This is a genomic window from Mycobacterium montefiorense (assembly GCF_025823255.1).
Taxonomy (GTDB): domain Bacteria; phylum Actinomycetota; class Actinomycetes; order Mycobacteriales; family Mycobacteriaceae; genus Mycobacterium; species Mycobacterium montefiorense.
Map to the genome: position 1 here is coordinate 503,310 of NZ_JACKVL010000013.1, position 20,518 is coordinate 523,827.

At 64.3% G+C, this 20,518-nt stretch carries 18 protein-coding genes; 14 read left to right on the top strand and 4 right to left on the bottom strand.

Translation table 11 applies throughout. The features are described 5' to 3' along the window. Positions 1–6: 6 nt before the first annotated feature. Positions 7–699: a manganese-binding transcriptional regulator MntR gene (gene mntR, locus H7K34_RS15715; protein ID WP_108919995.1), complete on the bottom strand. Its 693-nt coding sequence runs from the start codon at positions 697–699 to the stop codon at positions 7–9. Positions 700–843: 144 nt separating this feature from the next. Here mntR and H7K34_RS15720 point away from each other — a divergent pair, with 144 nt between their 5' ends. The 6 genes from H7K34_RS15720 to bla all read left to right on the top strand — a co-directional run bounded on the left by H7K34_RS15720 (position 844) and on the right by bla (position 8,194). Next, the gene (locus tag H7K34_RS15720; protein ID WP_201263377.1) at positions 844–1,815 is read left to right on the top strand and encodes a bifunctional riboflavin kinase/FAD synthetase; all 972 of its coding nucleotides are present in this window, start codon (positions 844–846) and stop codon (positions 1,813–1,815) included. Between the two features lie 129 nt (positions 1,816–1,944). Then, a complete protein-coding gene (gene rpsO / locus H7K34_RS15725) occupies positions 1,945–2,214 on the top strand; it encodes a 30S ribosomal protein S15 (RefSeq protein WP_108919997.1) in 270 nt (89 codons plus the stop codon). 373 nt (positions 2,215–2,587) lie between these two features. Continuing rightward, positions 2,588–4,849 (top strand): polyribonucleotide nucleotidyltransferase, encoded by a 2,262-nt coding sequence (locus H7K34_RS15730; RefSeq protein WP_264062915.1) that lies wholly within the window; start codon positions 2,588–2,590, stop codon positions 4,847–4,849. Then, a complete protein-coding gene (locus H7K34_RS15735; RefSeq protein ID WP_264062916.1) occupies positions 4,827–6,209 on the top strand; it encodes a M16 family metallopeptidase in 1,383 nt (460 codons plus the stop codon). Before H7K34_RS15730 ends, H7K34_RS15735 begins: the two co-directional genes overlap by 23 nt. Before the next feature lie 59 nt (positions 6,210–6,268). After that, the gene (locus H7K34_RS15740) at positions 6,269–7,297 is read left to right on the top strand and encodes a nitronate monooxygenase (protein ID WP_264062917.1); all 1,029 of its coding nucleotides are present in this window, start codon (positions 6,269–6,271) and stop codon (positions 7,295–7,297) included. Positions 7,298–7,303: 6 nt separating this feature from the next. Then, positions 7,304–8,194 carry a class A beta-lactamase gene (gene bla / locus H7K34_RS15745; RefSeq protein WP_264062918.1) on the top strand — a complete coding sequence of 297 codons (891 nt, stop codon included), beginning with the start codon at positions 7,304–7,306 and terminating at the stop codon, positions 8,192–8,194. 3 nt (positions 8,195–8,197) lie between these two features. On the opposite strand, the gene ald is transcribed toward bla, so the two are convergent. Next, positions 8,198–9,313 carry an alanine dehydrogenase gene (gene ald, locus H7K34_RS15750; RefSeq protein ID WP_264062919.1) on the bottom strand — a complete coding sequence of 372 codons (1,116 nt, stop codon included), beginning with the start codon at positions 9,311–9,313 and terminating at the stop codon, positions 8,198–8,200. A gap of 67 nt (positions 9,314–9,380) precedes the next feature. Between ald and aldR the strand changes: the two genes are divergently transcribed. From aldR to H7K34_RS15780, 6 genes are all read left to right on the top strand, one after another. Then, complete coding sequence (aldR, locus tag H7K34_RS15755) at positions 9,381–9,896, top strand: HTH-type transcriptional regulator AldR (RefSeq protein ID WP_264062920.1); 516 nt, start codon at positions 9,381–9,383, stop codon at positions 9,894–9,896. Positions 9,897–9,931: 35 nt separating this feature from the next. Beyond that, positions 9,932–10,393: an SRPBCC family protein gene (locus tag H7K34_RS15760; protein WP_264062921.1), complete on the top strand. Its 462-nt coding sequence runs from the start codon at positions 9,932–9,934 to the stop codon at positions 10,391–10,393. Between the two features lie 20 nt (positions 10,394–10,413). Then, positions 10,414–11,877: a flavin-containing monooxygenase gene (locus H7K34_RS15765; RefSeq protein ID WP_264062923.1), complete on the top strand. Its 1,464-nt coding sequence runs from the start codon at positions 10,414–10,416 to the stop codon at positions 11,875–11,877. A 124-nt stretch (positions 11,878–12,001) separates the two neighbouring features. Next, positions 12,002–12,910, top strand: a complete 909-nt coding sequence (locus tag H7K34_RS15770) for a metal-dependent hydrolase (protein WP_108920006.1) — start codon at positions 12,002–12,004, stop codon at positions 12,908–12,910. 3 nt (positions 12,911–12,913) lie between these two features. Next, positions 12,914–14,680, top strand: a complete 1,767-nt coding sequence (locus H7K34_RS15775; RefSeq protein WP_264062926.1) for an SDR family oxidoreductase — start codon at positions 12,914–12,916, stop codon at positions 14,678–14,680. A 14-nt stretch (positions 14,681–14,694) separates the two neighbouring features. Beyond that, positions 14,695–15,777 carry a PDR/VanB family oxidoreductase gene (locus tag H7K34_RS15780; RefSeq protein ID WP_264062929.1) on the top strand — a complete coding sequence of 361 codons (1,083 nt, stop codon included), beginning with the start codon at positions 14,695–14,697 and terminating at the stop codon, positions 15,775–15,777. Positions 15,778–15,779: 2 nt separating this feature from the next. Here H7K34_RS15780 and H7K34_RS15785 read toward each other — a convergent pair whose 3' ends face one another. Next, positions 15,780–16,358: a TetR/AcrR family transcriptional regulator gene (locus H7K34_RS15785; protein WP_108920111.1), complete on the bottom strand. Its 579-nt coding sequence runs from the start codon at positions 16,356–16,358 to the stop codon at positions 15,780–15,782. A 204-nt stretch (positions 16,359–16,562) separates the two neighbouring features. On the opposite strand from H7K34_RS15785, the gene H7K34_RS15790 reads away from it, so the two are divergent. Beyond that, positions 16,563–17,600, top strand: coding sequence for a Rieske 2Fe-2S domain-containing protein (locus H7K34_RS15790; RefSeq protein WP_264062930.1), 1,038 nt, complete (start codon positions 16,563–16,565; stop codon positions 17,598–17,600). 5 nt (positions 17,601–17,605) lie between these two features. Beyond that, positions 17,606–18,694 carry an NAD(P)H-dependent amine dehydrogenase family protein gene (locus H7K34_RS15795; protein WP_264062931.1) on the top strand — a complete coding sequence of 363 codons (1,089 nt, stop codon included), beginning with the start codon at positions 17,606–17,608 and terminating at the stop codon, positions 18,692–18,694. Between the two features lie 489 nt (positions 18,695–19,183). On the opposite strand, the gene H7K34_RS15800 is transcribed toward H7K34_RS15795, so the two are convergent. Further along, a complete protein-coding gene (locus H7K34_RS15800; protein WP_264062932.1) occupies positions 19,184–20,386 on the bottom strand; it encodes an FAD-dependent monooxygenase in 1,203 nt (400 codons plus the stop codon). Positions 20,387–20,518 lie beyond the last annotated feature (132 nt).

Sequence of the window (20,518 nt, forward strand, 5' to 3'; positions counted from 1 at the left end):
TCGCCGCTAGGGCACCACCCAGACGGCCCGGGCCGCCGGACTGCCCAGATCGACGATGGTCTCGGCGCCGTCGGCCGATTCGATCGCAATCGAGATCATGCCGGCGAATTCACGTCGGGTCTCGACACGCACCCGCGAGTCGAGACTGATTCCGACGCTGGAGAAATACCGCAGCATCTCCGGATCCTTGTCGGAGATGCGAGCGACCTTAACCGTCTCGCCCTCGTTGCACGCCCACAGCTGGCGGGCCGGCGGGGCGGGCACCTGCCCGTCGGAGGCGGGGATGGGGTCGCCGTGCGGGTCGCGCTGCGGGAATCCCAGCTTGGCGTCGATGCGATTCACCAGCCGATCCGATACCGCATGCTCGAGCACTTCGGCCTCGTCGTGCACCTCATCCCAGCCGTAGCCGAGCTCGTTGACCAGGAAGGTCTCCAGCAGCCGGTGCCGGCGCACCACCTCGAGTGCCGCGCGCCGACCCGCTTCGGTCAGCGTTACCGCTCCGTACTTCGCGTGGTCGACGAGGCCCTGCTCGGCGAGTTTGCGGATCGACTCCGAGGCCGTGCTGGCCGATACCCCGATCCGGTCGGCCAGCATCTTGGTGCTGACCCTTTCTACCGACCACTCTTGGGCATTCCAGATGACCTTGAGATAGTCCTGGCCAACCGCGGTGAGACCGCCAGCCTCTTCGTCAGCCCTCACAAACGAAAAGTTTAGGCAATCTACGGCTGGTCGGGCGTGGTGACCGGCACGACTCGGCGTCGCAGTTCCGAAATGCCCACGCCAGTTCTACGGAATTGGGATCCTTCGGCGCGCCGGACAACTGTGCACCGTAGGCTGGCGGTCGTGCAGCGGTGGCGCGGCCAAGACGAGATCCCCACTGACTGGGGCCGATGCGTGCTCACGATCGGGGTGTTCGACGGTGTGCACCGCGGTCATGCCGAATTGATTGCGCACGCGGTGAAAGCCGGCTCGGCGCGCGACGTGCCGATCGTGATGATGACCTTCGATCCGCATCCGATGGAAGTGGTCTATCCGGGCAGTCACCCCGCGCAGCTGACAACCTTGACCCGCCGCGCCGAGCTTGTCGAAGAACTGGGTATCGACGTCTTCCTGGTGATGCCGTTCACGACGGACTTCATGAAGCTCACGCCGGAGCGTTACGTGCACGAGCTGCTGGTGGAGAACCTGCACGTCGTCGAGGTCGTGGTGGGGGAGAACTTCACTTTCGGCAAGAAGGCGCTCGGCACCGTCAACACCTTGCGCAAGGCCGGTGACCGGTTCGGATTCGCGGTCGAGTCGATGTCACTGCTGTCCGAGCACCACAGCAACGAGACCGTGACGTTCTCGTCCACCTACATCCGCTCCTGCGTGGACGCCGGGGACATGGCGGCGGCGACGGAGGCGCTGGGCCGTCCTCACCGCGTCGAAGGCGTCGTGGTCCGTGGTCATGGGCGCGGCGCCGAGCTGGGCTTTCCCACCGCGAACGTCGCACCGCCGATGTACTCGGCCATCCCGGCCGACGGCGTGTATGCCGCCTGGTTCACCGTGCTCGGGCACGGGCCGGTGGCCGGCACCGTCGTGCCGGGCGAGCGCTACCAGGCCGCCGTCTCCGTCGGCACCAACCCGACCTTTTCCGGACGCACCCGCACCGTCGAAGCTTTCGTCCTCGACACCACCGCTGACCTGTACGGACAGCATGTTGCCCTGGACTTCGTCGCCCGCATCCGCGGCCAGCACAGGTTCGATTCGATCAAGGAACTGGTCGCCGAGATCGGCGTCGACACCGAACGAACGCGCACCCTGCTCTCCGACTGACCGCGCCTGACGATTCGGGACGGGCAGATCTTGGCTGCTAAACTGCCGGACGACATCGGCGCGTGCTGCGGTTCGCGGTGGCCGCGCCTTTACACAGAACCTTCGCAGACCCAGTGATGGAGATATTTCGTGGCGCTTACTGCCGAGCAGAAAAAAGAAATTCTGGGCCAATACGGCCTGCATGACACCGACACCGGATCGCCGGAGGCGCAGATCGCGCTGCTGACCAAGCGGATCTCCGACCTCACCGAGCACCTCAAGGTGCACAAGCACGACCACCACTCACGCCGCGGCTTGCTGCTGCTGGTGGGACGCCGGCGTCGGCTGATCAAATACATCTCGCAGATCGACGTCGAGCGCTACCGCTCGCTGATCGATCGGCTGGGTCTGCGTCGCTGACGCTGACCCATTCCACGCTATTCTCGTGGGCCGTGTTCGCCCATGTAGAGTGGGAGCGTTCTGGGGCCTGTCTGGCCCGAACAAATGGTGCGGTCCGCGCAGATCCGCGTGTTCCGTTCCAGCGTGTCACGACGGGAGCAGCCCAGTCTGTATCGGGCGGTCTTCGGTAGTGGCAGCCGGGCTCTCCGGATCTGGAGCAGGTCGGCCGCTTCGATCGATGGCCGTAGCCGCATTCAGACTCCAGGTATCTCAGGGAAGCTCTCAGGGGTGGCTCGCGGGTCCGTCCGGGCCGGTGAGCTGGCCCGGGCCCTCTTCGGGTCGCGTGTGACGACGCGAAAAAGCTGAATAACCCAGAGAGGCTGTACGGACACCTATGTCTGTAGCTCAAATTGATGAAGGCGTGTTCGAGGCGACCGCCACAATCGACAACGGGACCTTCGGGACCCGGACCGTGCGTTTCGAGACCGGCCGGCTGGCCCAGCAGGCCGCCGGCGCCGTCGTCGCCTACCTCGACGACGAGAACATGCTGCTGTCGGCGACAACCGCCAGCAAGTCGCCGAAGGAACACTTCGACTTCTTCCCGCTGACGGTCGACGTCGAGGAGCGGATGTACGCCGCGGGCCGTATCCCCGGCTCGTTCTTCCGTCGTGAGGGCCGGCTCTCCACCGACGCGATCCTGACCTGCCGGCTGATCGACCGCCCGCTGCGGCCGTCGTTCGTCTCCGGCCTGCGTAACGAAATCCAGGTCGTGGTGACGATCCTGAGCCTGGACCCCAACGACCTGTATGACGTGCTGGCGATCAACGCCGCGTCGGCCTCCACCCAGATCAGCGGGCTGCCATTCTCCGGTCCCATCGGGGGCGTGCGGGTGGCGCTGATCGACGGCACCTGGGTCGCGTTCCCGACCGTCGAGCAACTCGAGCGGGCCGTGTTCGACATGGTCGTGGCCGGCCGAAAAGTAGACGGCGACGTCGCCATCATGATGGTTGAGGCCGAGGCCACCGACAAGGTCATCGAACTCGTCGAGGGCGGCGCCCAGGCGCCGACGGAAACCGTTGTGGCCGAAGGCCTGGAGGCCGCCAAGCCGTTCATCGACGCGCTGTGCACCGCTCAGCAGGAGCTGGCCGACGCGGCCGCCAAGCCGGTCGGTGAGTTCCCGACGTTCCCCGACTACCAGGAAGACGTGTACTACGCCGTCGCCTCGGTGGCCATCGACGAGCTGGCCAAGGCGCTGACCATCGGCGGCAAGGCCGAGCGCGACGCACGCACCGACGAGCTCAAGGGCGAGGTGCAGCAGCGGCTTGCCGAGACCTACGAGGGCCGGGAGAAAGAGGTCAGTGCCGCGTTCCGTTCGCTGACCAAGAAGCTGGTCCGCCAGCGCATTCTGACCGATCACTTCCGCATCGACGGCCGTGGCATCACCGACATCCGCGCGCTGTCGGCGGAGGTCGCCCTGGTGCCGCGCGCGCACGGCAGCGCGCTATTCGAGCGCGGCGAGACCCAGATCCTGGGTGTCACCACACTGGACATGGTCAAGATGGCCCAGCAGATCGACTCGCTGGGGCCCGAAACTTCCAAGCGGTACATGCACCACTACAACTTCCCGCCGTTCTCCACCGGTGAGACGGGCCGGGTCGGTTCGCCCAAGCGGCGTGAGATCGGGCATGGTGCGCTCGCCGAGCGGGCTCTGATTCCGGTGCTGCCCAGCGTCGAAGAGTTCCCCTATGCGATCCGTCAGGTGTCCGAGGCCCTGAGCTCCAATGGCTCGACCTCGATGGGATCGGTGTGTGCATCCACGCTGGCGCTGCTCAACGCCGGCGTGCCACTCAAGGCGCCGGTGGCCGGCATCGCGATGGGCCTGGTCTCCGACGACGTCGAGGTGGACGGCAAGACGGAGCGTCGCTTCGTCACGCTGACCGACATCCTGGGCGCCGAGGACGCGTTCGGCGACATGGACTTCAAGTGCGCCGGCACCAAGGACATCGTCACCGCGCTGCAGCTCGACACCAAGCTGGACGGGATCCCGTCGCAGGTGCTCGCCGGTGCGCTCGCGCAGGCAAAGGATGCGCGCCTGACGATCCTCGAGGTGATGGCTGAGGCCATCGACGCACCCGACGAGATGAGCCCGTATGCACCGCGGGTGACCACCATCAAGGTGCCGGTGGACAAGATCGGTGAGGTCATCGGGCCCAAGGGCAAGATGATCAATTCGATCACCGAGGAGACCGGCGCTCAGATCTCCATCGAGGACGACGGCACCGTGTTCGTCGGCGCCACCGACGGGCCCTCGGCGCAGGCAGCGATCGACCGGATCAACGCCATCGCCAACCCGCAGCTGCCGACAGTGGGCGAGCGATTCCTCGGAACCGTGGTCAAGACAACGGATTTCGGTGCGTTCGTGTCGCTGCTGCCCGGTCGCGACGGTCTGGTGCACATCTCCAAGCTCGGTAAGGGCAAGCGCATCGCCAAGGTCGAGGACGTGGTGAACGTCGGCGAGAAGCTGCGTGTGGAGATCGCCGATATCGACAAGCGGGGCAAGATCTCGCTGGTCCTGGTGGCTGACGAAGACAGCTCCGCCGCCGCGGATTCCCCGGAGACCGCACCCACCGCCGATGCCGCGACGGCCAGCAGCTGACTTACCCGGGGCGCGCCCCGGTCGGGTGAGTGCCCTGCGGCAGGGCAAACAAGCCGTCGAGGCGCAACCTCTGTTGCAGGCCACGTTGCGGCGCACCACCTTGCCGGGCGGCCTGCGGGTGGTCACCGAGTACCTGCCCGCGGTGCGCTCCGCGTCGGTCGGGGTGTGGGTCGGTGTCGGATCGCGCGATGAAGGCGCGACCGTTGCCGGAGCCGCGCATTTCCTCGAGCATTTGCTGTTCAAGTCGACGCCGACCCGCACGGCGGTGGACATCGCCCAGGCGATGGACGCCGTCGGAGGTGAGCTGAACGCGTTCACCGCCAAGGAGCACACCTGCTACTACGCGCACGTGCTCGACAGTGATCTCGAGCTAGCCATCGACCTCGTCGCCGACGTGGTGCTCAACGGCCGCTGCGCTGTCGAGGATGTCGAGCTCGAACGCGATGTCGTTCTCGAGGAAATCGCGATGCGCGACGACGACCCAGAGGATGCGCTGGGGGACATGTTCCTTTCGGCGCTCTTCGGTGACCATCCGGTGGGACGCCCGGTCATCGGTACGGCGCAATCCGTGTCGGCGATGACGCGGGCTCAGCTGCACTCATTCCACATGCGGCGCTACACGCCGGAACGGATGGTCGTCGCGGTGGCCGGCAATGTCGACCACGACCAGGTCGTCGCATTGGTGCGGGATCACTTCGGATCGCGTTTAGTCCGTGGGCGCCAGCCTATTTCGCCGCGCAAGGGCGCCGGACGCGTGGCCGGCCAGCCAGGATTGTTGGCGGCGAAGAGGGACGCCGAGCAGACCCATGTGTTGGTGGGCGTACGTACTCCCGGGCGCACTTGGGAACATCGCTGGGCGTTGGCGGTGCTGAATACCGCGCTGGGTGGCGGGTTGAGTTCAAGGTTGTTCCAAGAGGTTCGCGAGCTGCGCGGGCTGGCCTACTCGGTCTACTCCTCGGTCGACGTGTTCTCCGACAGCGGTGCGCTGTCGGTGTATGCCGCGTGCTTGCCCGAGCGGTTCGTGGACGTCATGCGGGTGACCAGTGAGGTGCTCGGATCGGTGGCACGCGACGGCATCACCGAGGCGGAATGCCGCATCGCTAAGGGCTCCATGCGTGGCGGGATCGTGCTCGGCCTGGAAGACTCCAGTTCTCGTATGAGCCGCATCGGTCGTAGCGAATTGAACTATGGCAAGCACCGCAGCATCGAGCACACCCTGCGGCAGATCGACGGTGTGACCGTCGACGAGGTCAACGCGGTGGCCGGCCAGCTGCTGACCAAGCGCTTCGGCGCCGCCGTTCTGGGGCCATATGCTTCGAAACGGTCACTGCCGCAACAACTTCGGGCAATGGTACGGTAGCTCAATGTCCGCCTCCTTACTCGCGCCGTCCCGGTGCTCGCCGTCAGCGGACTAGCCGGATGGTACTGGGTTTTTGGGACATCGCGGTGCCCATTGTGGGTGCACCGATGTCGGGCGGACCCGGCAGCCCGGCATTGGCGGCGGCGGTGTCCAACGCGGGCGGACTCGGATTCGTGCCCGCCGGGTACCTGAGTGCAGACCAGTTCGCGCAGGACGTCGCTGCGGCGCGCGCCGCCACCACCGGCCCGCTCGGCGTGAACCTGCTGGTACCCCAGCCCAGCGTGGCCGACTGGGTGGCACTGGACTTCTACGCGGACGAACTCGAAGGTGTAGCCGAGCATTACCAGGTCCACGTCGGCCGGCCCGAATACGGCCACGATGACGACTGGACGCGCAAGCTCGAGGTGGTGGCCGACCTGCGCCCGGAGCTGGTGTCGTTCACCTATGGAGTGCCGTCGCCGGATGTGATCCGGCGGCTCGGCGCGCTCGGGCTTTTGGTGATGGTCACGGTGACATCGGTGTACGAGGCCGGGGTGGCCGTCGCCGCCGGTGCGGACAGCCTGGTGATCCAGGGCCCCAATGCCGGCGGGAACCGCGCCACCTTCGCCCCCGACGTGGACCCCGGCAGTGAGTCGCTGCATCACCTGATCGACCGCATCCACCGGGCGCACCGCGACGTCCCGATCATTGCCGCGGGTGGGCTGGGCACCGCCGAGGATGTGGCGAGCGTGCTGCGCCGGGGGGCGGTGGCCGCGCAGGTCGGGACCGCGCTGCTGCTCAGCGACGAAGCCGGCACCAGCCCCGGGCATCGTGTCGCCATGAAGAATCAACTCTTCGCCAAGACCATCGTCACGCGCGCGTTCTCGGGCCGTTATGCGCGTGGTCTGGAGAACGAATTCATTCGCCTCTTCGACAACATCGCGCCGCTGGGCTATCCCGAGGTCAACCAGATGACGCTGCCGATCCGGGAAGCCGCGGCCGACCGGGAAGACCCGAACGGCATGAACCTCTGGGCGGGAACGTCGTTCCGCAAAGCGCAGCCCGGACCGGTGGCCGATATCGTCGCGAGCCTCACGCCCAACGAGTAGCGCACCGTGGATGAACTGACACGACGGCGGATGTTGTTGGCCGCAATAACGTTGCCGGTGCTGAGTGCCTGTGGACGCGCGTTCGCCGTGCCCGATGCGGCTCAGGTTGATGACCGCCTGGCAGAGCTGGAGCGCCAATACGATGCCTACATCGGCCTTTTCGCGACGGACGTCGGATCGGGCCACACCTTGGCGCATCGTGAGGACGAGCCGTTCGCCATGTGCTCGACGTTCAAGGCCTATGCAGCGGCTCGGGTGCTGCAGAAAGCCCAGCGCGGCGAATTAGATTTGCAGCGACCGGTTTTCATCGACCCCGCCGCCCTGTTGCCTAACTCTCCGGTGACCGCGCCGCAGGCAGGCAACACCATGGCGCTCGCGCAATTGTGTGCAGCCGCGTTGCAGCGCAGCGACAACGCCGCCGCCAATCTGCTGTTGACCGAAATCGGCGGACCGCCGGCCATCACCGACTTCGCTCGCTCCATCGGCGACGAGCGAACGCGGTTGGACCGCTGGGAGATTGAATTGAACACCGCGATCCCTGGCGATCCGCGCGACACCAGCACCCCGCGGGCCCTGGGCACCGGATTCCAAAAGCTGCTCACTGGAACGGTTCTCGGCGAGGCGCAGCGTGCTCAGTTGGAACAATGGATGCGCGACAACATGACCTCAAGCATGCGGGCGGGCCTGCCACCGGGGTGGACCACTGCCGACAAGACCGGCGCCGGGGCTTACGGCAGCACCAACGACATCGGCATGGTCTATGGGTCAGCTGGGCAGCGGGTGCTGCTGTCGCTGATGACCCGCTCGCAGTCACCCAACCCCGACGCCGACGCGCTGCAACCGCTGATCGCCGAGGTGACGAAATCGGTGCTGGGGTGGCTGACCGGACAGGGCTGAGTTTCAGGCCAGCACGCTGGCCGGTTCGCTGAACGGCAAGCCCAGGTCGGCGGCCACCCGTTCGGACAGCAGCGCACCCTGGTGGGTCGAAAGACCTTTTGCCAGAGCGGGATCCGACCGGCAGGCCGCCTGCCAGCCCTGGTCGGCGAGCCGCAGCACGTATGGCATGGTCGCGTTGGTCAGCGCGTACGTCGAGGTGTTCGGGACCGCGCCGGGCATGTTCGCCACGCAGTAGAACACCGCGTCGTGCACGGCGAACGTCGGGTCATCGTGAGTGGTCGGTCGAGAATCCTCGAAGCAACCACCCTGGTCGATGGCGATGTCCACCAGCACTGCGCCCGGTTTCATCTGTGCGACAAGAGAATTTGTGATCAACTTAGGCGCCTTGGCGCCGGGCACCAGGACGGCCCCGATCACCAGGTCGGCGCGTTTGACGGCGCCTTCGATCTCGTAGGCCGACGAGTGGCGGGTCTGGATGCGGCCGGTGAACTCGGCGTCGAGCAGCCGAAGCTTGTCGATGTTGAGGTCCAGCACCCGCACACTGGCTCCCATGCCACTGGCCACCCGGGCCGCGTTGTAGCCGGCGGTACCGGCGCCGAGGACCACGACGTCGGCGGGCTTGACGCCCGGCACCCCACCCATCAACACGCCGCGCCCGCCCTGCGTGCGCATCAGGTGGTACGCCCCGATCTGGGCGGACAACCGGCCGGCGACCTCGCTCATCGGGGCCAACAGCGGTAGTGCCCCGTCGGCGGTCTGAACGGTCTCGTAGGCGATCGCGGTGGTACCGGAGGTCAATAGCGCGCCGGTACAGGCACGTGACGCGGCCAGATGTAGATAGGCGAACAAAACCTGCCCGGAGCGCATCAGGCCGTACTCGGCCGGCATCGGTTCCTTGACCTTGAGCAGTAGATCGGCGTCGGCCCATACCTGCTCGGCGGAGTTGAGCAACTGGGCGCCCGCCGCCTTGAACTTCATGTCGGTGATGGCCGACCCTTCTCCAGCGCCGGCCTGGACGAGCACCTCGTGGCCGCGGTGCGTCAGTTCGGCGACGCCTGCCGGGGTGATAGCGACCCTGAATTCGTTGTTTTTGGTCTCGGTGGGGATGCCGACGCGCATCCTTCAATTGTGAAGAAAGTTCGGCCGTGGGGCAAATAGACTGATGTTAATTCTGTAATATCGGCGCATGGTCGATAAGATTACCGATGTTGCCGTTGGACTGGGTGGCTCACCGAAGGATCTCCGGCCTGCCGACCTCGACGACGTCGACCGAAGAATTCTGGGCCTGCTGCACGCCGACGCCCGCATCACCAACAACGCGCTCGCCGAGGCGGTCGGCATCGCCGCATCGACGTGTCATGGCCGGGTGCGTCGGTTGATGGACCTCGGCGTCATCCGGGGTTTCTACACCGATATCGACCCGGCGGCGGTGGGGATGCCGCTGCAGGCGATGATCTCGGTCACCCTGCAATCCCATGCGCGCGGCAAGATCCGCAGCTTCATCCACCAGACCCGGGGCAAACGACAGGTGATCGACGTCTACTTCCTCGCCGGCGCAGACGATTTCATCCTGCACGTCGCCGCCCGCGACACGGAGGACCTGCGTTCGTTCGTGGTGGAGAACCTCAATGCCGACGCCGACGTCGCCGGCACCCAGACCTCGTTGATCTTCGAGCATCTGCGCGGAGCCGCACCGATCTAGGCTTACCGCGAGTTAGCTGTGGTTATGATCCACCGATGATCGACCCGTGCGTTTCGGCCTCCGTCGCGATTGACGCTTGCCCCGATCTGGTCTATTCGCTCCTGACCGACCTGCCGACATTGCTGTTACTCGCCGAAGAGGCGACCGCCATGCAGTGGTGCAAGGGCGATGCTGCGTGTCGGGGAGCGGTGTTCGCCGGGCATAACGAAAACGGCAGCAGGCGGTGGAGCACGAAATGCACCGTCACCGACGCCGAGCCCGGCCGCATCTTCGCGTTCGACGTGCGACACACGGTCTTTCCCGTCGCGCGCTGGCAATACGACATTGTCGCGTCCGACGGCGGTTGCCGGGTCACCGAAAGCACCTGGGACCGTCGGCCCGGCTGGTTCCGCAAACTCTCCGGCAAGGCCACCGGCGTCACCGATCGGGTGGCCGCCAACACCAAGAACATCGAGCTGACCCTGCAACGCCTCAAGCAGCGCGCCGAGGCCGGGTAGTCAGAGAGGGCGGTACTCCGATGACGAGACGCGATCCCGCCGTAGCCGTCGTCGGAGCAGGCATGTCTGGCCTGTGCATCGCAATTACCTTGCTGCGCAGCGGTATTACTGACGTCACCATCTACGAAAAGGCCGACGAGGTCGGCGGCACCTGGCGGGAGAACAGCTATCCTGGGCTGGTCTGCGACATCCCCTCGCGCATTTACCAGTACAGCTTCGCCAGGAATCCGAACTGGTCGCACTTGTTCTCGCCCGGCGGGGAAATCCAGGCCTACTTCCGTGACATTGCCGACCAATACGGGCTGCGAGACCGGATCCGGTTCGGCACCGAAATTGCCCATGCGCGCTTCGACGACGGTCGGTGGGTGCTGCGCACGGATACTGGCGAAAAGACAGAAGTCGACTTCCTGATCTCGGCCACCGGCGTGCTGCATCATCCGCGGATGCCATCGATCGCGGGCTTGGACGACTTCGGCGGCCATGTTTTTCACTCGGCGCGCTGGGATCATGGTATTGCGGTGCAGGGGCGCCGAATCGCGGTGATCGGCAACGGATCCACCGGTGTCCAACTCGTCTGCGGCCTGGCTGGTGTGGCGGGCAAAGTCATGCTGTTCCAGCGCACCGCGCAATGGGTGCTACGGCTGGCGAATCCCCACTACAGCAGGTTCACCGGGATTACCCGACGGAAGTTGCCGTGGCTCGATTGGTTGGCGTACCGCATCTACAGCCTTGGGTACGACTTCTTCGCGGTCGGACTGACCAAGCCGGGCGTACGTCGAAAGATCATGGCGACGCTGTGCCGCGCCAGCCTCTGGGAAGTGCGTGATCCGCAGTTGCGTCGCGCGCTGACGCCGAACTACACGCCGGCCTGCAAGCGACTGGTGATGTCGAACGGCTTCTACCGCGCACTGCAGCGCGACGACGTCGAACTCGTCACCGCCGCCATCGATCATGTGGAACAGCGCGGCATCGTCACCGCCGACGGCGTGCTGCACGAAAGCGACATCATCGTGCTGGCAACGGGATTCGACACGCATGCCTTCTTCCGGCCGATGGAGCTGATTGGCCGGGGCGGGACTTGTGCCAACGAAGTCTGGCGCGACGGTCCGCGCGCCTACCAAACCGTCGCGCTGTCCGGCTTTCCCAACTTCTTCATGATGCTGGGGCCGCACAGCCCGGTGGGAAATCTTGCGCTGACGACCGTGGCCGAATCGCAGGCCGACCACATCCTGGGCTGGATCGAGCGCTGGCGCCGTCGCGAATTCGACACCGTCGAGCCGACTGCCGCGGCGACCGAGCGTTTCAATGCGAAGCTGCGTGCCGCCATGCCGGACACCGTGTGGACCACCGGCTGCAACAGCTGGTACCTCAACAAAGACGGCGTGCCCGAGGTGTGGCCTCTCACACCGGCCGAACACCGTGCCATGTTGGCCAATCCCGACCCCGACCAATACGACCTGCGCCGCGACGTCACGGCCTGCTGAGGACCGCAAGGGAAAAACCCGGTACCGGCGGTTTCGCATATCTGGGTTCCGAACCTATACTTGCCATGCCCGATATTCACCGAAACGACTTTGATGGTCGGTAAACGCGCAGGTAGGGGGCCACATGTTCACTGTCGACGACCAGGCTGCGGGACCGCACGACGCATCGCTGGATCACGAGCGGCTGGTGCTCGAGGCGCGTGATGTCGCGTTCGACTGGGCAAAGCTGCCGGTGCACTATGTGCCCAACGAGCCATTCACCACTCACATGCTCGACGTCCTGCACCTGCTGCTGCCCGCCGGCGAAGAATTCTTCGTCGAGGTGTTCAAGAGGGCGCTGCCGCTGATTAAGGACGACCAGTTGCGTCTGGATGTGCAGGGATTCATCGGGCAGGAGGCGGTGCATTCTCAGGCGCACTCGGGAGTGCTCGACCGGTTCGACGCTCAGGGCATCGACGTGACGCCCTACACCGGCCAGATCAGGTGGATGTTCGAGAAGCTGCTGGGAAACAGGCCCGGGTGGAGCAAGCGGCGACAGGACGGTTGGCTGCTAGAGCAGGTGTCGTTCATCTCCGCGATCGAGCATTACACCGCCATCTTGGGTGAGTGGATTCTGAACACCCCGGCTCACGACGCCATCGGCACCGATCCCGTGATGCTGGACATGCTCCGGTGGCACGGCGCCGAAGAAGTCGAGCACAAGTCGGTGGCCTTCGACACCATGAAGCATCTGCGGGCCGGCTATTGGCGACAGGTACGCGCGCAGCTGATTGTCTCGCCGGCGATGTTGCTGCTGTGGATTCGCGGCGTTCGCTACCTGTATTCGGTGGACCCGCAGCTGCCCCCGGGTGCCAAGCCACGCTGGCGCGATTACTTCAAAGCCGCACGCCGGGGTCTGTTGCCCGGCCCGAGGCGATTCGTGCGTGGCGTCGCCAACTACTACCGGCCGGGTTTTCACCCCTCACAATTGGGCGGGCTCGGACTGGCCGTCGACTACCTGGCCGTATCACCTGCGGCGCGGGCGTCGCACTGACCCATGACCATTAGTTTCGGTTACACATCATCCAACGGTGTGGCTCTGGCCGTCCATCGCTACACCGAAGTCGACGCGGCGCGCCCGACCATCCTGGCCGTTCATGGCTGGCCCGATAACCACCACGTATGGGATCCGGTAGCCGAGGAGTTCGCGCGCAGCTACCCCGGCCAGTACAACGTCGTCGCCTACGACGTGCGCGGCGCCGGTGAATCATCGCGTCCGGCAAACAGATCCGGATATTCCTTCGTGCATCTGCTGGCGGATCTCGGTGCGGTGATCGACAGCCTGGGAGTCGATCAGGTTCACCTGCTGGCCCACGACTGGGGCTCGATTCAAGCCTGGGCGGCGGTCACCGACGAATCGGTGATGGGCAAAATCGCCTCGTTCACGTCGGTCTCGGGCCCGCACCTGCAGTACGTCGGCGCGTTCATGCGATCGGCGCGCACTCCCCGCACACTCGCGCAGGTCGCCAGGCAGTTGGTGGGCTCGGCGTACATCCCCTTCTTCCTGTGTCCAGGTGCGCCGGAGCTGGCGTTCCGCTCCCGGGTCGGAGTGAAAGTCGTTGAGGCTTTTGAACGTATCGGCCGATCGAGCACGCGTAGCCAACGCCGCGCGACACCTCGATCGATCACCGACTACGTCAACGGGCTCAACCTGTATCGGGCGAACATGCCGGGGCCGATGCTGTTGCCTGGGCGCGAGCTTTCGAAAACCACTGTCCCGGTCCAGGTATTGGTGCCGCGCAAGGACATCTTCGTGACTCCGGCTGTGCAGCGGTTCACCGGAGCGATTCCCGCTGGCGGCAGGGTGATTTCGATCGAAGGCGGCCATTGGGTGGTGACGTCGCGCCCCGATGTCGTGGCCCGGTTGACCAGCGAGTGGATCGAGCGAAGCGCTGCCGGCACGGTCACCGCAACCGAGCCGTCGGTGGTCGGCGGCCCGCACGAGATACTTGGGAAACTCGCGTTGGTCACCGGCGCGGGTGCCGGTATCGGCAGGGCCACCGCGGTGGAGCTGGCTCGTCGCGGTGCCCGCAAGGTGGTCATCGTCGACCGAGACTTCGCCGCGGCCAACGAGACCGCGGATGCCGTGCGCGCGGCGTGTGCGCAGACCGCGGTGTACCAAGCAGACGTCAGTGATGGGAAGTCGATGAATGACCTTGCGGCACAGGTCTTCAGCGACCACGGGGTGGTCGATATCCTTGTCAACAACGCCGGCATCGGGATGGCGGGCCGCTTCCTGGAGACCAGCCCGCAGAATTGGGAAGACATCATCGGGGTCAATCTCCGCGGCGTGATCACCGGCAGCAGGGCATTCGGCGCTCAGATGGTTGAGCGTGGCGAGGGCGGCACGATCATCAATGTGGCGTCCGCGTCGGCATACCTGCCGTCAAAATCCATGGTCGCCTACAGCACCACGAAGGCGGCGGTGCTGGCATTCAGCGAATCGTTGCGGGCCGACTTCGTTGACGAGGGGATTGCCGTCACCGCCGTGTGCCCCGGGTTCGTCAACACCGATATCGCCAAAAGCACCGTCTACGCCGGGATGTCAGCCGACGAACAAGAGCGCGCCCGAGGCAAGGCCGACGTGGCCTACCGGCGCCGCAACTACACGCCGGAGGCCACCGCCGAGGCGATCGTCAAGGCCGTCAAGAGCGGTCCGGCGGTGCTGCCGGTCGCGGCGGAGTCCAGGATCGGCTACGCGATGCGCCGGATCAGCCCGTCGGCGATTCGGCTGCTCGCGCGGTTGGACATTCGGCCGACGTGAGTATTGTGGGGGATTTGCCTGTGCGGGAAAGCATTTGGACCAGTAGGCCGGCCGACCTCTACGGTCGGCGCGACCGGGACCGCCTCGGCACGCTGTTGTGGGGCATCCGGGTGCTGTATGACGGGTTCGCCTCGTTATCGCGATGGGAGCCCTCACGGATCAAATCCGTGCGTCGCACCCAGGCCGCCGTCGTCACCAAACGCGAACTCGTCGCGCCCGACGTGGTCGCGTTGACATTGGCTGACCCGCAAGGCGGTTTGCTCCCGTCTTGGACCCCCGGCGGGCACATCGACGTCTCGCTGCCCTCGGGCCGGCGACGCCAGTACTCGTTGTGCGGGACACCCGGGCGACGGACGGACTACCGCATCGCCATCCGCCGGATAGCCGACGGAGGTGGCGGTTCGATCGAAATGCACGACGCATTCGACGTAGGCAGCACGCTGATGTTCGAAGGCCCACGAAATGCCTTCTACCTCGGCACGGCCGAACGCGACGTGTTGTTCGTGATCGGCGGCATCGGTGTGACGCCGATGCTGCCGATGCTCCGTGTAGCCGTACAGCGCGGAATCAATTGGCGCGCAATCTATGCCGGGCGCAGTCGGGACTACATGCCGCTGCTGGACGAAGTCGTGTCGGTGGCGCCGGACCGGGTGACTGTGTGGGCCGACGACGAACACGGCCGGGTCGCCGCCGTCGATGACTTATTGGCCGGCGCCGGGCCGACGACCGCGGTCTACGTGTGCGGTCCGGGTGCCATGCTCGAGGCGGTGCGTCTGGCGCGTAACGAACACGCCGACGCGCCATTGCATTACGAGCGATTCAACCCGCCGCCGGTCGTCGACGGAGTCCCCTTCGAGCTCGAGCTCGCGCGGTCGCAGCGACTGCTGTGTGTTCCGGCGAATCGGTCGGCGCTCGACGTGATGCGCGACCTCGAGCCGACAACTCCATACTCCTGTCAGCAGGGGTTTTGTGGGACGTGCAAGGTCAAAGTGCTTGCCGGACAAGTCGATCACCGTGGGCGCACGGCTGTGGGTGACGGCGAGATGTTGGTCTGTGTGTCGCGGGCAAAGGCTGACCGACTGGTCATCGACGCCTGAGGTCAGTCCGGCGGGGATTGTTCGAGATAGGCGACCAGAGCGTTGGTCAGGCCTCGCCGTGCCATGTCCAGGTCTGCGTAAGAACCGAGCTGGCGCTCCGACACCAGGCCGCGCATCGCGCCCGGGATGAGTGCGGCTACCTCGAGTACCCGGTTCGGGTCGACATCGAGGCCGGCAAAAGCGTTTTGACAGGTTTCCAGCCAGCTCTTGCCCCAGGAGAACAACTCGGCCGCGGTGAGCGGATAGAGGCGTTCGAGTTCGTCGGGATTCCGGGGGAGGGCTGCGCGCAGATTTTCAATCGCGCGTGAATCCGCGGACGCCAGGCCACGGTACAGGGTTTCGATGATGATGCTGACCCGCTCGCGCAGCGGTGCGTCCGGTGAGACCGGTGTCGACAGTGTCGAGAACGTCGATTCGCGCCGCTCGGCGGTGCGGTGCAGCACGGCCGCCCAGAAACCGTCGGTATCGCCGAACTGATACTGAACAGCGCCCCAGGTGGCGCCGATCTCCTTGGCGATGCGATTGGCGGACACCGAACCTGGCTCGCCGGAGGCCAGCGACCGCAACGCGGCCTCCAGCATGTTCTCGCGAGTCGCGCTGCCGCGCCGGTTGGGACGCCGGCCCACGATGCCGGCCTGTGCAACATGCCGAGTAGTCCGCTGCGCCATCGGCCGATCCTAATCGATTGCTTGCACACGGCGGGCTAGCGCACTACCGTTTTCATAGATGGTACTCTGATTTGTGCGCGGCGCCGCTATCATTCGTACGCGAGGAGGGCAGCTCAGATGGCAAAGCCGCCGTTGTCGATGAAACCGACCGGATGGTTCCAGGTCGCCTGGTCCGAGGAGATCGGCGTCGGGGACGTCCACAAGATGAAGTACTTCGACCAGGAGATGGTCGCCTGGCGGGCCGAATCCGGCCAGCTCACCGTCATGAACGCCTATTGTGAGCACCTCGGTGCGCACCTGGGCTACGGCGGCAAGGTGCTCGGCGAGGTGTTGCAGTGCCCGTTCCACGGCTGGCAGTGGAGCAGTGAGGGCCGCAACGTGTGCATCCCGTATCAGGACCGCCCCAACCGCGGTCGCTGGGTGCGCACCTATCCCGTGGTGGAGCGCAACGCGTCGGTTTACATCTGGCACGACGTCGAGCGCCGCGAGCCGTTCTTCGACGCCCCGGATGTGTTCGCCGCGTTCGGTGATGGCAGCAGCGCGGACGGCTACTACCCGCAGCAGCGGTTGTACCGCGCCGGCCTGGAACTGCATCCGCAGTACGTGCTGGAAAACGGGGTGGACTTCGCGCACTTCAAGTACGTGCACAACACGCCGATCGTGCCGGTCTTCACCCGCCACGACTTCGGTGAGCCGGTGTCCTTCGTCGACTTCACCATCACCTTCGAGGGCGATGACGGGCAGCGGATCGAGGATGTCAACAGTGGTGTCGAGGCGATCAACGGCGGACTGGGTATCGCGGTGACCAAAAGCTGGGGCATGGTCGACAATCGCACCATCTCGGCGATCACGCCAATCGACGACTGCACCTCCGATGTCCGATTCATGGTGTACATCGGCCGGGTGCCGGGCATGGAAGCCGGAGCGGGCCTTGAAAAGGCGCGAGCCAAGGCACAGGAGTTCGGGCGAGAAGTCATCCGGCAGTTCGAGCAGGACATCGAAATCTGGCAGCACCAGCGATATTCGGATCCGCCCGCGCTGGCCACCGACGAGTACGAAGGGTTCACGGCAATTCGCAAGTGGGCCAAGCAATTCTATCCTGACGGTATCGGCGGCAGTGCCGCCGAAGTGTACGCAGCATCCCAGAAAGGCTGAATGGAATGAATGCACCCGCGCGACCGATTCGCGTCTTCCAAGTCGGAAGCGGAAACGTCGGTTCGGAGATGATCAGGCGGATCGCCACCCAGCCCGATCTTGAACTCATTGGCGTGCACTGCTATTCGCCGGATAAGGTCGGCAAGGACACCGGCGAGTTCGCCGGCCTTGGGTCCAACGGAGTGAAGTTCACCGGCAGCATCGATGAGATCATCGCCGGTAAGCCGGACGCGCTGACGTTCCACGGTGTGTTCCCCGACGAGGACCTTTACGTCAAAGTGCTTGAGGCGGGCATCGATATCGTCACCACCGCCGACTGGATCACCGGCTGGCACCGCGACACCAACCACCCGCACCCATCCGGCAAGCTGGTGAGCCAGCTGCTGGCCGAGGCCGCCGAGAAGGGCGGTGCGACCTTCTACGGCACCGGGATGAACCCGGGTCTGAATCAGATCCTCGGAGTAGTTTGCTCGGCCGATGTTGCCGACATCGAAAACGTCACCACGATCGAGTCCGTGGACGTATCGTGCCATCACTCCAAGGACACCTGGATCGAGGTGGGTTATGGCCTGCCGGTTGATGATCCGTCGATTCCGGGCAAGCTGGAGAAGTACACCCGCGTCTTCGCCGACAGCGTGCTGATGATGGCCGACTGCTTCGACGTGAAACTCGACGAGGTCAAGTTCAGCTACGAATTGGGTGCCTGCACGAAAGACGTCGACCTGGGCTGGTACACCCTGCCCAAGGGTTCACTGGGTGGCAACTACATCAAGTACCAGGGCATGGTGGACGGGGTGCCCCTGGTCGAGACGCACCTGGAATGGCAGATGACCCCGCATACCGATCCGCACTGGGATATCAAGGGCTGCTACATCACCCAGATCAAGGGCGACCCGTGCGTCTACAACAAGCACATGATCTTCCCCAAGCCCGGCGTGGACCTGTCCAATCCGGACAACTTCGCGTCGATCGGCATGACCGTGACCGGGATGCCTGCGCTGGCCTCGATCAGGTCGGTAGTGGCGGCGCGGCCGGGGCTGATCACCAGTGCCGACGTTGCGCTGCGCGGGTTCGCCGGGCGATTCAAGAAGTAGCGTCAGCACGCCTCGTCATTACCCAGGAGCCGTTCGGGGTGATGGTAGTCGTTGGTGCGGGCGCCGCGGTCTCATTGCGGCGGCGGGATCCACTCCGTGCGAGCGTTTGCTGATTTCCCTGTCCGCCAACCCGTTCCGGCCAGTTTGTGGTGTGGCTTGCACGCGAACGTCAGATTGGCGATGTCGATGTTGCAGTCGGCGGCGGTGTATGCGCGGATTTCTGCGGATGTGGACGGTAAATCTTTGGGTGCAACGGCAGTTGGAGGATTGCTGCAAGCTCGCCGCGTTCGCGGCCTAGGAGATCGGGCCGCAAGTCTGCGCGTATGCGCCGTAAGTGTCAGCAGAAAGCCGCCCAGGGGTGGTAGATGGTAGCCCCGCGGCCCCATCGCGGAGGCCATCACCGGGTTGCATCGCGACATCGCGCCCGCCACCGACACCGGGCGTGGGCGAGTCGTGAGTAGCCGTCGAGTGCCGAATGCAAGAACACAGCTAGTTGTCGTAGTGCGGCAGGTCGAAGCTCGACGAAGTGTTCAGCATGCGGCCGATCATCAGTTTGTTCAGAATTTTTCCGACAGCGGGCATACTTGTACTTGCGAGAAGTCGTGCTCGCCACTTCATGTGACCGAGAGTCGTCGTGGGGAATGCTGCGGATAGGTTTGTTTTCGCAAGTTTCTGACACTCAGCAACGAATGGTTTCATGTGGTTCTGGTAACGTACGTATGCTTGTGCGTGGTCATTGGATCTATCTATTTCGTGGGCAAGTACGTAAGCCCCGGTTATTGCCAACGTTGTACCCATGCCAGAGGCTGGTGATGCGGAGTATGCGGCGTCCCCGACCAGGCATACTCTACCGCGCGAATACGAAGGTAGATGCACAAGGCTGTATGAATCGAAATAAAGTTCAGAAGCATCCTTCAGCTCCGCGAGAATACGTGGCGTCTCCCAGCCGGTATGCGCAAAGTTTTCGGCAAGAATCTGTTTGTGCTGATTAGTGTCACGATAATTAAATTCAATATATTTAGGAAAGGAGATTAGCACTACGCGGGCCATATCCGATCTGCCGTGCTCATTCTCGGCGCTTTGTAAAATTATGGTGCGCTTGAATGCAGAATGGAACACTCGATGGCGGCTGGGTTTCTCGTAGGGCATTAGGAATGACCCCATGTAAGCCCCGAGCTGCTCTGTGAGGTCTTTTTCGGGTCCGAAAGCCAGGGCGCGGATCCGTGAATGCAGTCCGTCAGCACCGATTACGAGGTCGTAGGTTCCGGTCGTTCCGTCGTTGAACTGAACATGGACATCGTCATCGCCATCGAGGAGGGCCACAACATGCGATGAGAACCGATATTCGATCGTGTTTTTCACGACGTCATAGAGGATATGGGTTAAATCATCCCAGCTTACTTCCAGCTCCCCGCTAAACGCCTCAGAAGGGATTTCCCCTATCTTGCGGCCATGCTTATTTACACAGACAGAATCCCCAAAATTTATGGCCCTCTCTTGTAAGGCATCGAGTATGCCGCACATCTCGGCAAGTTCCATGGATGGCCCACGCAAATCAATGAGATGGCCTCCTGATCGCAACCGGTCGGAACGTTCCACAATGGTTGTAGTATGGCCGAGCCGATGCAGCCAGAATGCCAGTGTCATGGCGGCGATACCGCCTCCATTGATGAGGATGTTTTTCTGCGTCACCGTCTCTTATCTTTCTGGTTCGTCGAGAGGCCACCGGTGTGGCATATGAAAAAAGCAATACTCGGTACGCTGTAACAAAATCACCGCGATACAGTGGAGTTGTTTTCTTAGTTCTTGGGGGGTCTGTAACAT

Coding starts and splice junctions, on each gene's coding strand:
- H7K34_RS15730 (WP_264062915.1), top strand. CDS start 2,588: ATGTCTGTAGCTCAAATTGATGAAGGCGTGTTCGAGGCGACCGCCACA.
- H7K34_RS15735 (WP_264062916.1), top strand. CDS start 4,827: ATGCCGCGACGGCCAGCAGCTGACTTACCCGGGGCGCGCCCCGGTCGG.
- H7K34_RS15740 (WP_264062917.1), top strand. CDS start 6,269: ATGGTACTGGGTTTTTGGGACATCGCGGTGCCCATTGTGGGTGCACCG.
- ald (WP_264062919.1), bottom strand. CDS start 9,313: ATGCGCGTCGGCATCCCCACCGAGACCAAAAACAACGAATTCAGGGTC.
- aldR (WP_264062920.1), top strand. CDS start 9,381: ATGGTCGATAAGATTACCGATGTTGCCGTTGGACTGGGTGGCTCACCG.
- H7K34_RS15760 (WP_264062921.1), top strand. CDS start 9,932: ATGATCGACCCGTGCGTTTCGGCCTCCGTCGCGATTGACGCTTGCCCC.
- H7K34_RS15765 (WP_264062923.1), top strand. CDS start 10,414: ATGACGAGACGCGATCCCGCCGTAGCCGTCGTCGGAGCAGGCATGTCT.
- H7K34_RS15770 (WP_108920006.1), top strand. CDS start 12,002: ATGTTCACTGTCGACGACCAGGCTGCGGGACCGCACGACGCATCGCTG.
- H7K34_RS15775 (WP_264062926.1), top strand. CDS start 12,914: ATGACCATTAGTTTCGGTTACACATCATCCAACGGTGTGGCTCTGGCC.
- H7K34_RS15785 (WP_108920111.1), bottom strand. CDS start 16,358: ATGCTGGAGGCCGCGTTGCGGTCGCTGGCCTCCGGCGAGCCAGGTTCG.
- H7K34_RS15790 (WP_264062930.1), top strand. CDS start 16,563: ATGGCAAAGCCGCCGTTGTCGATGAAACCGACCGGATGGTTCCAGGTC.
- H7K34_RS15795 (WP_264062931.1), top strand. CDS start 17,606: ATGAATGCACCCGCGCGACCGATTCGCGTCTTCCAAGTCGGAAGCGGA.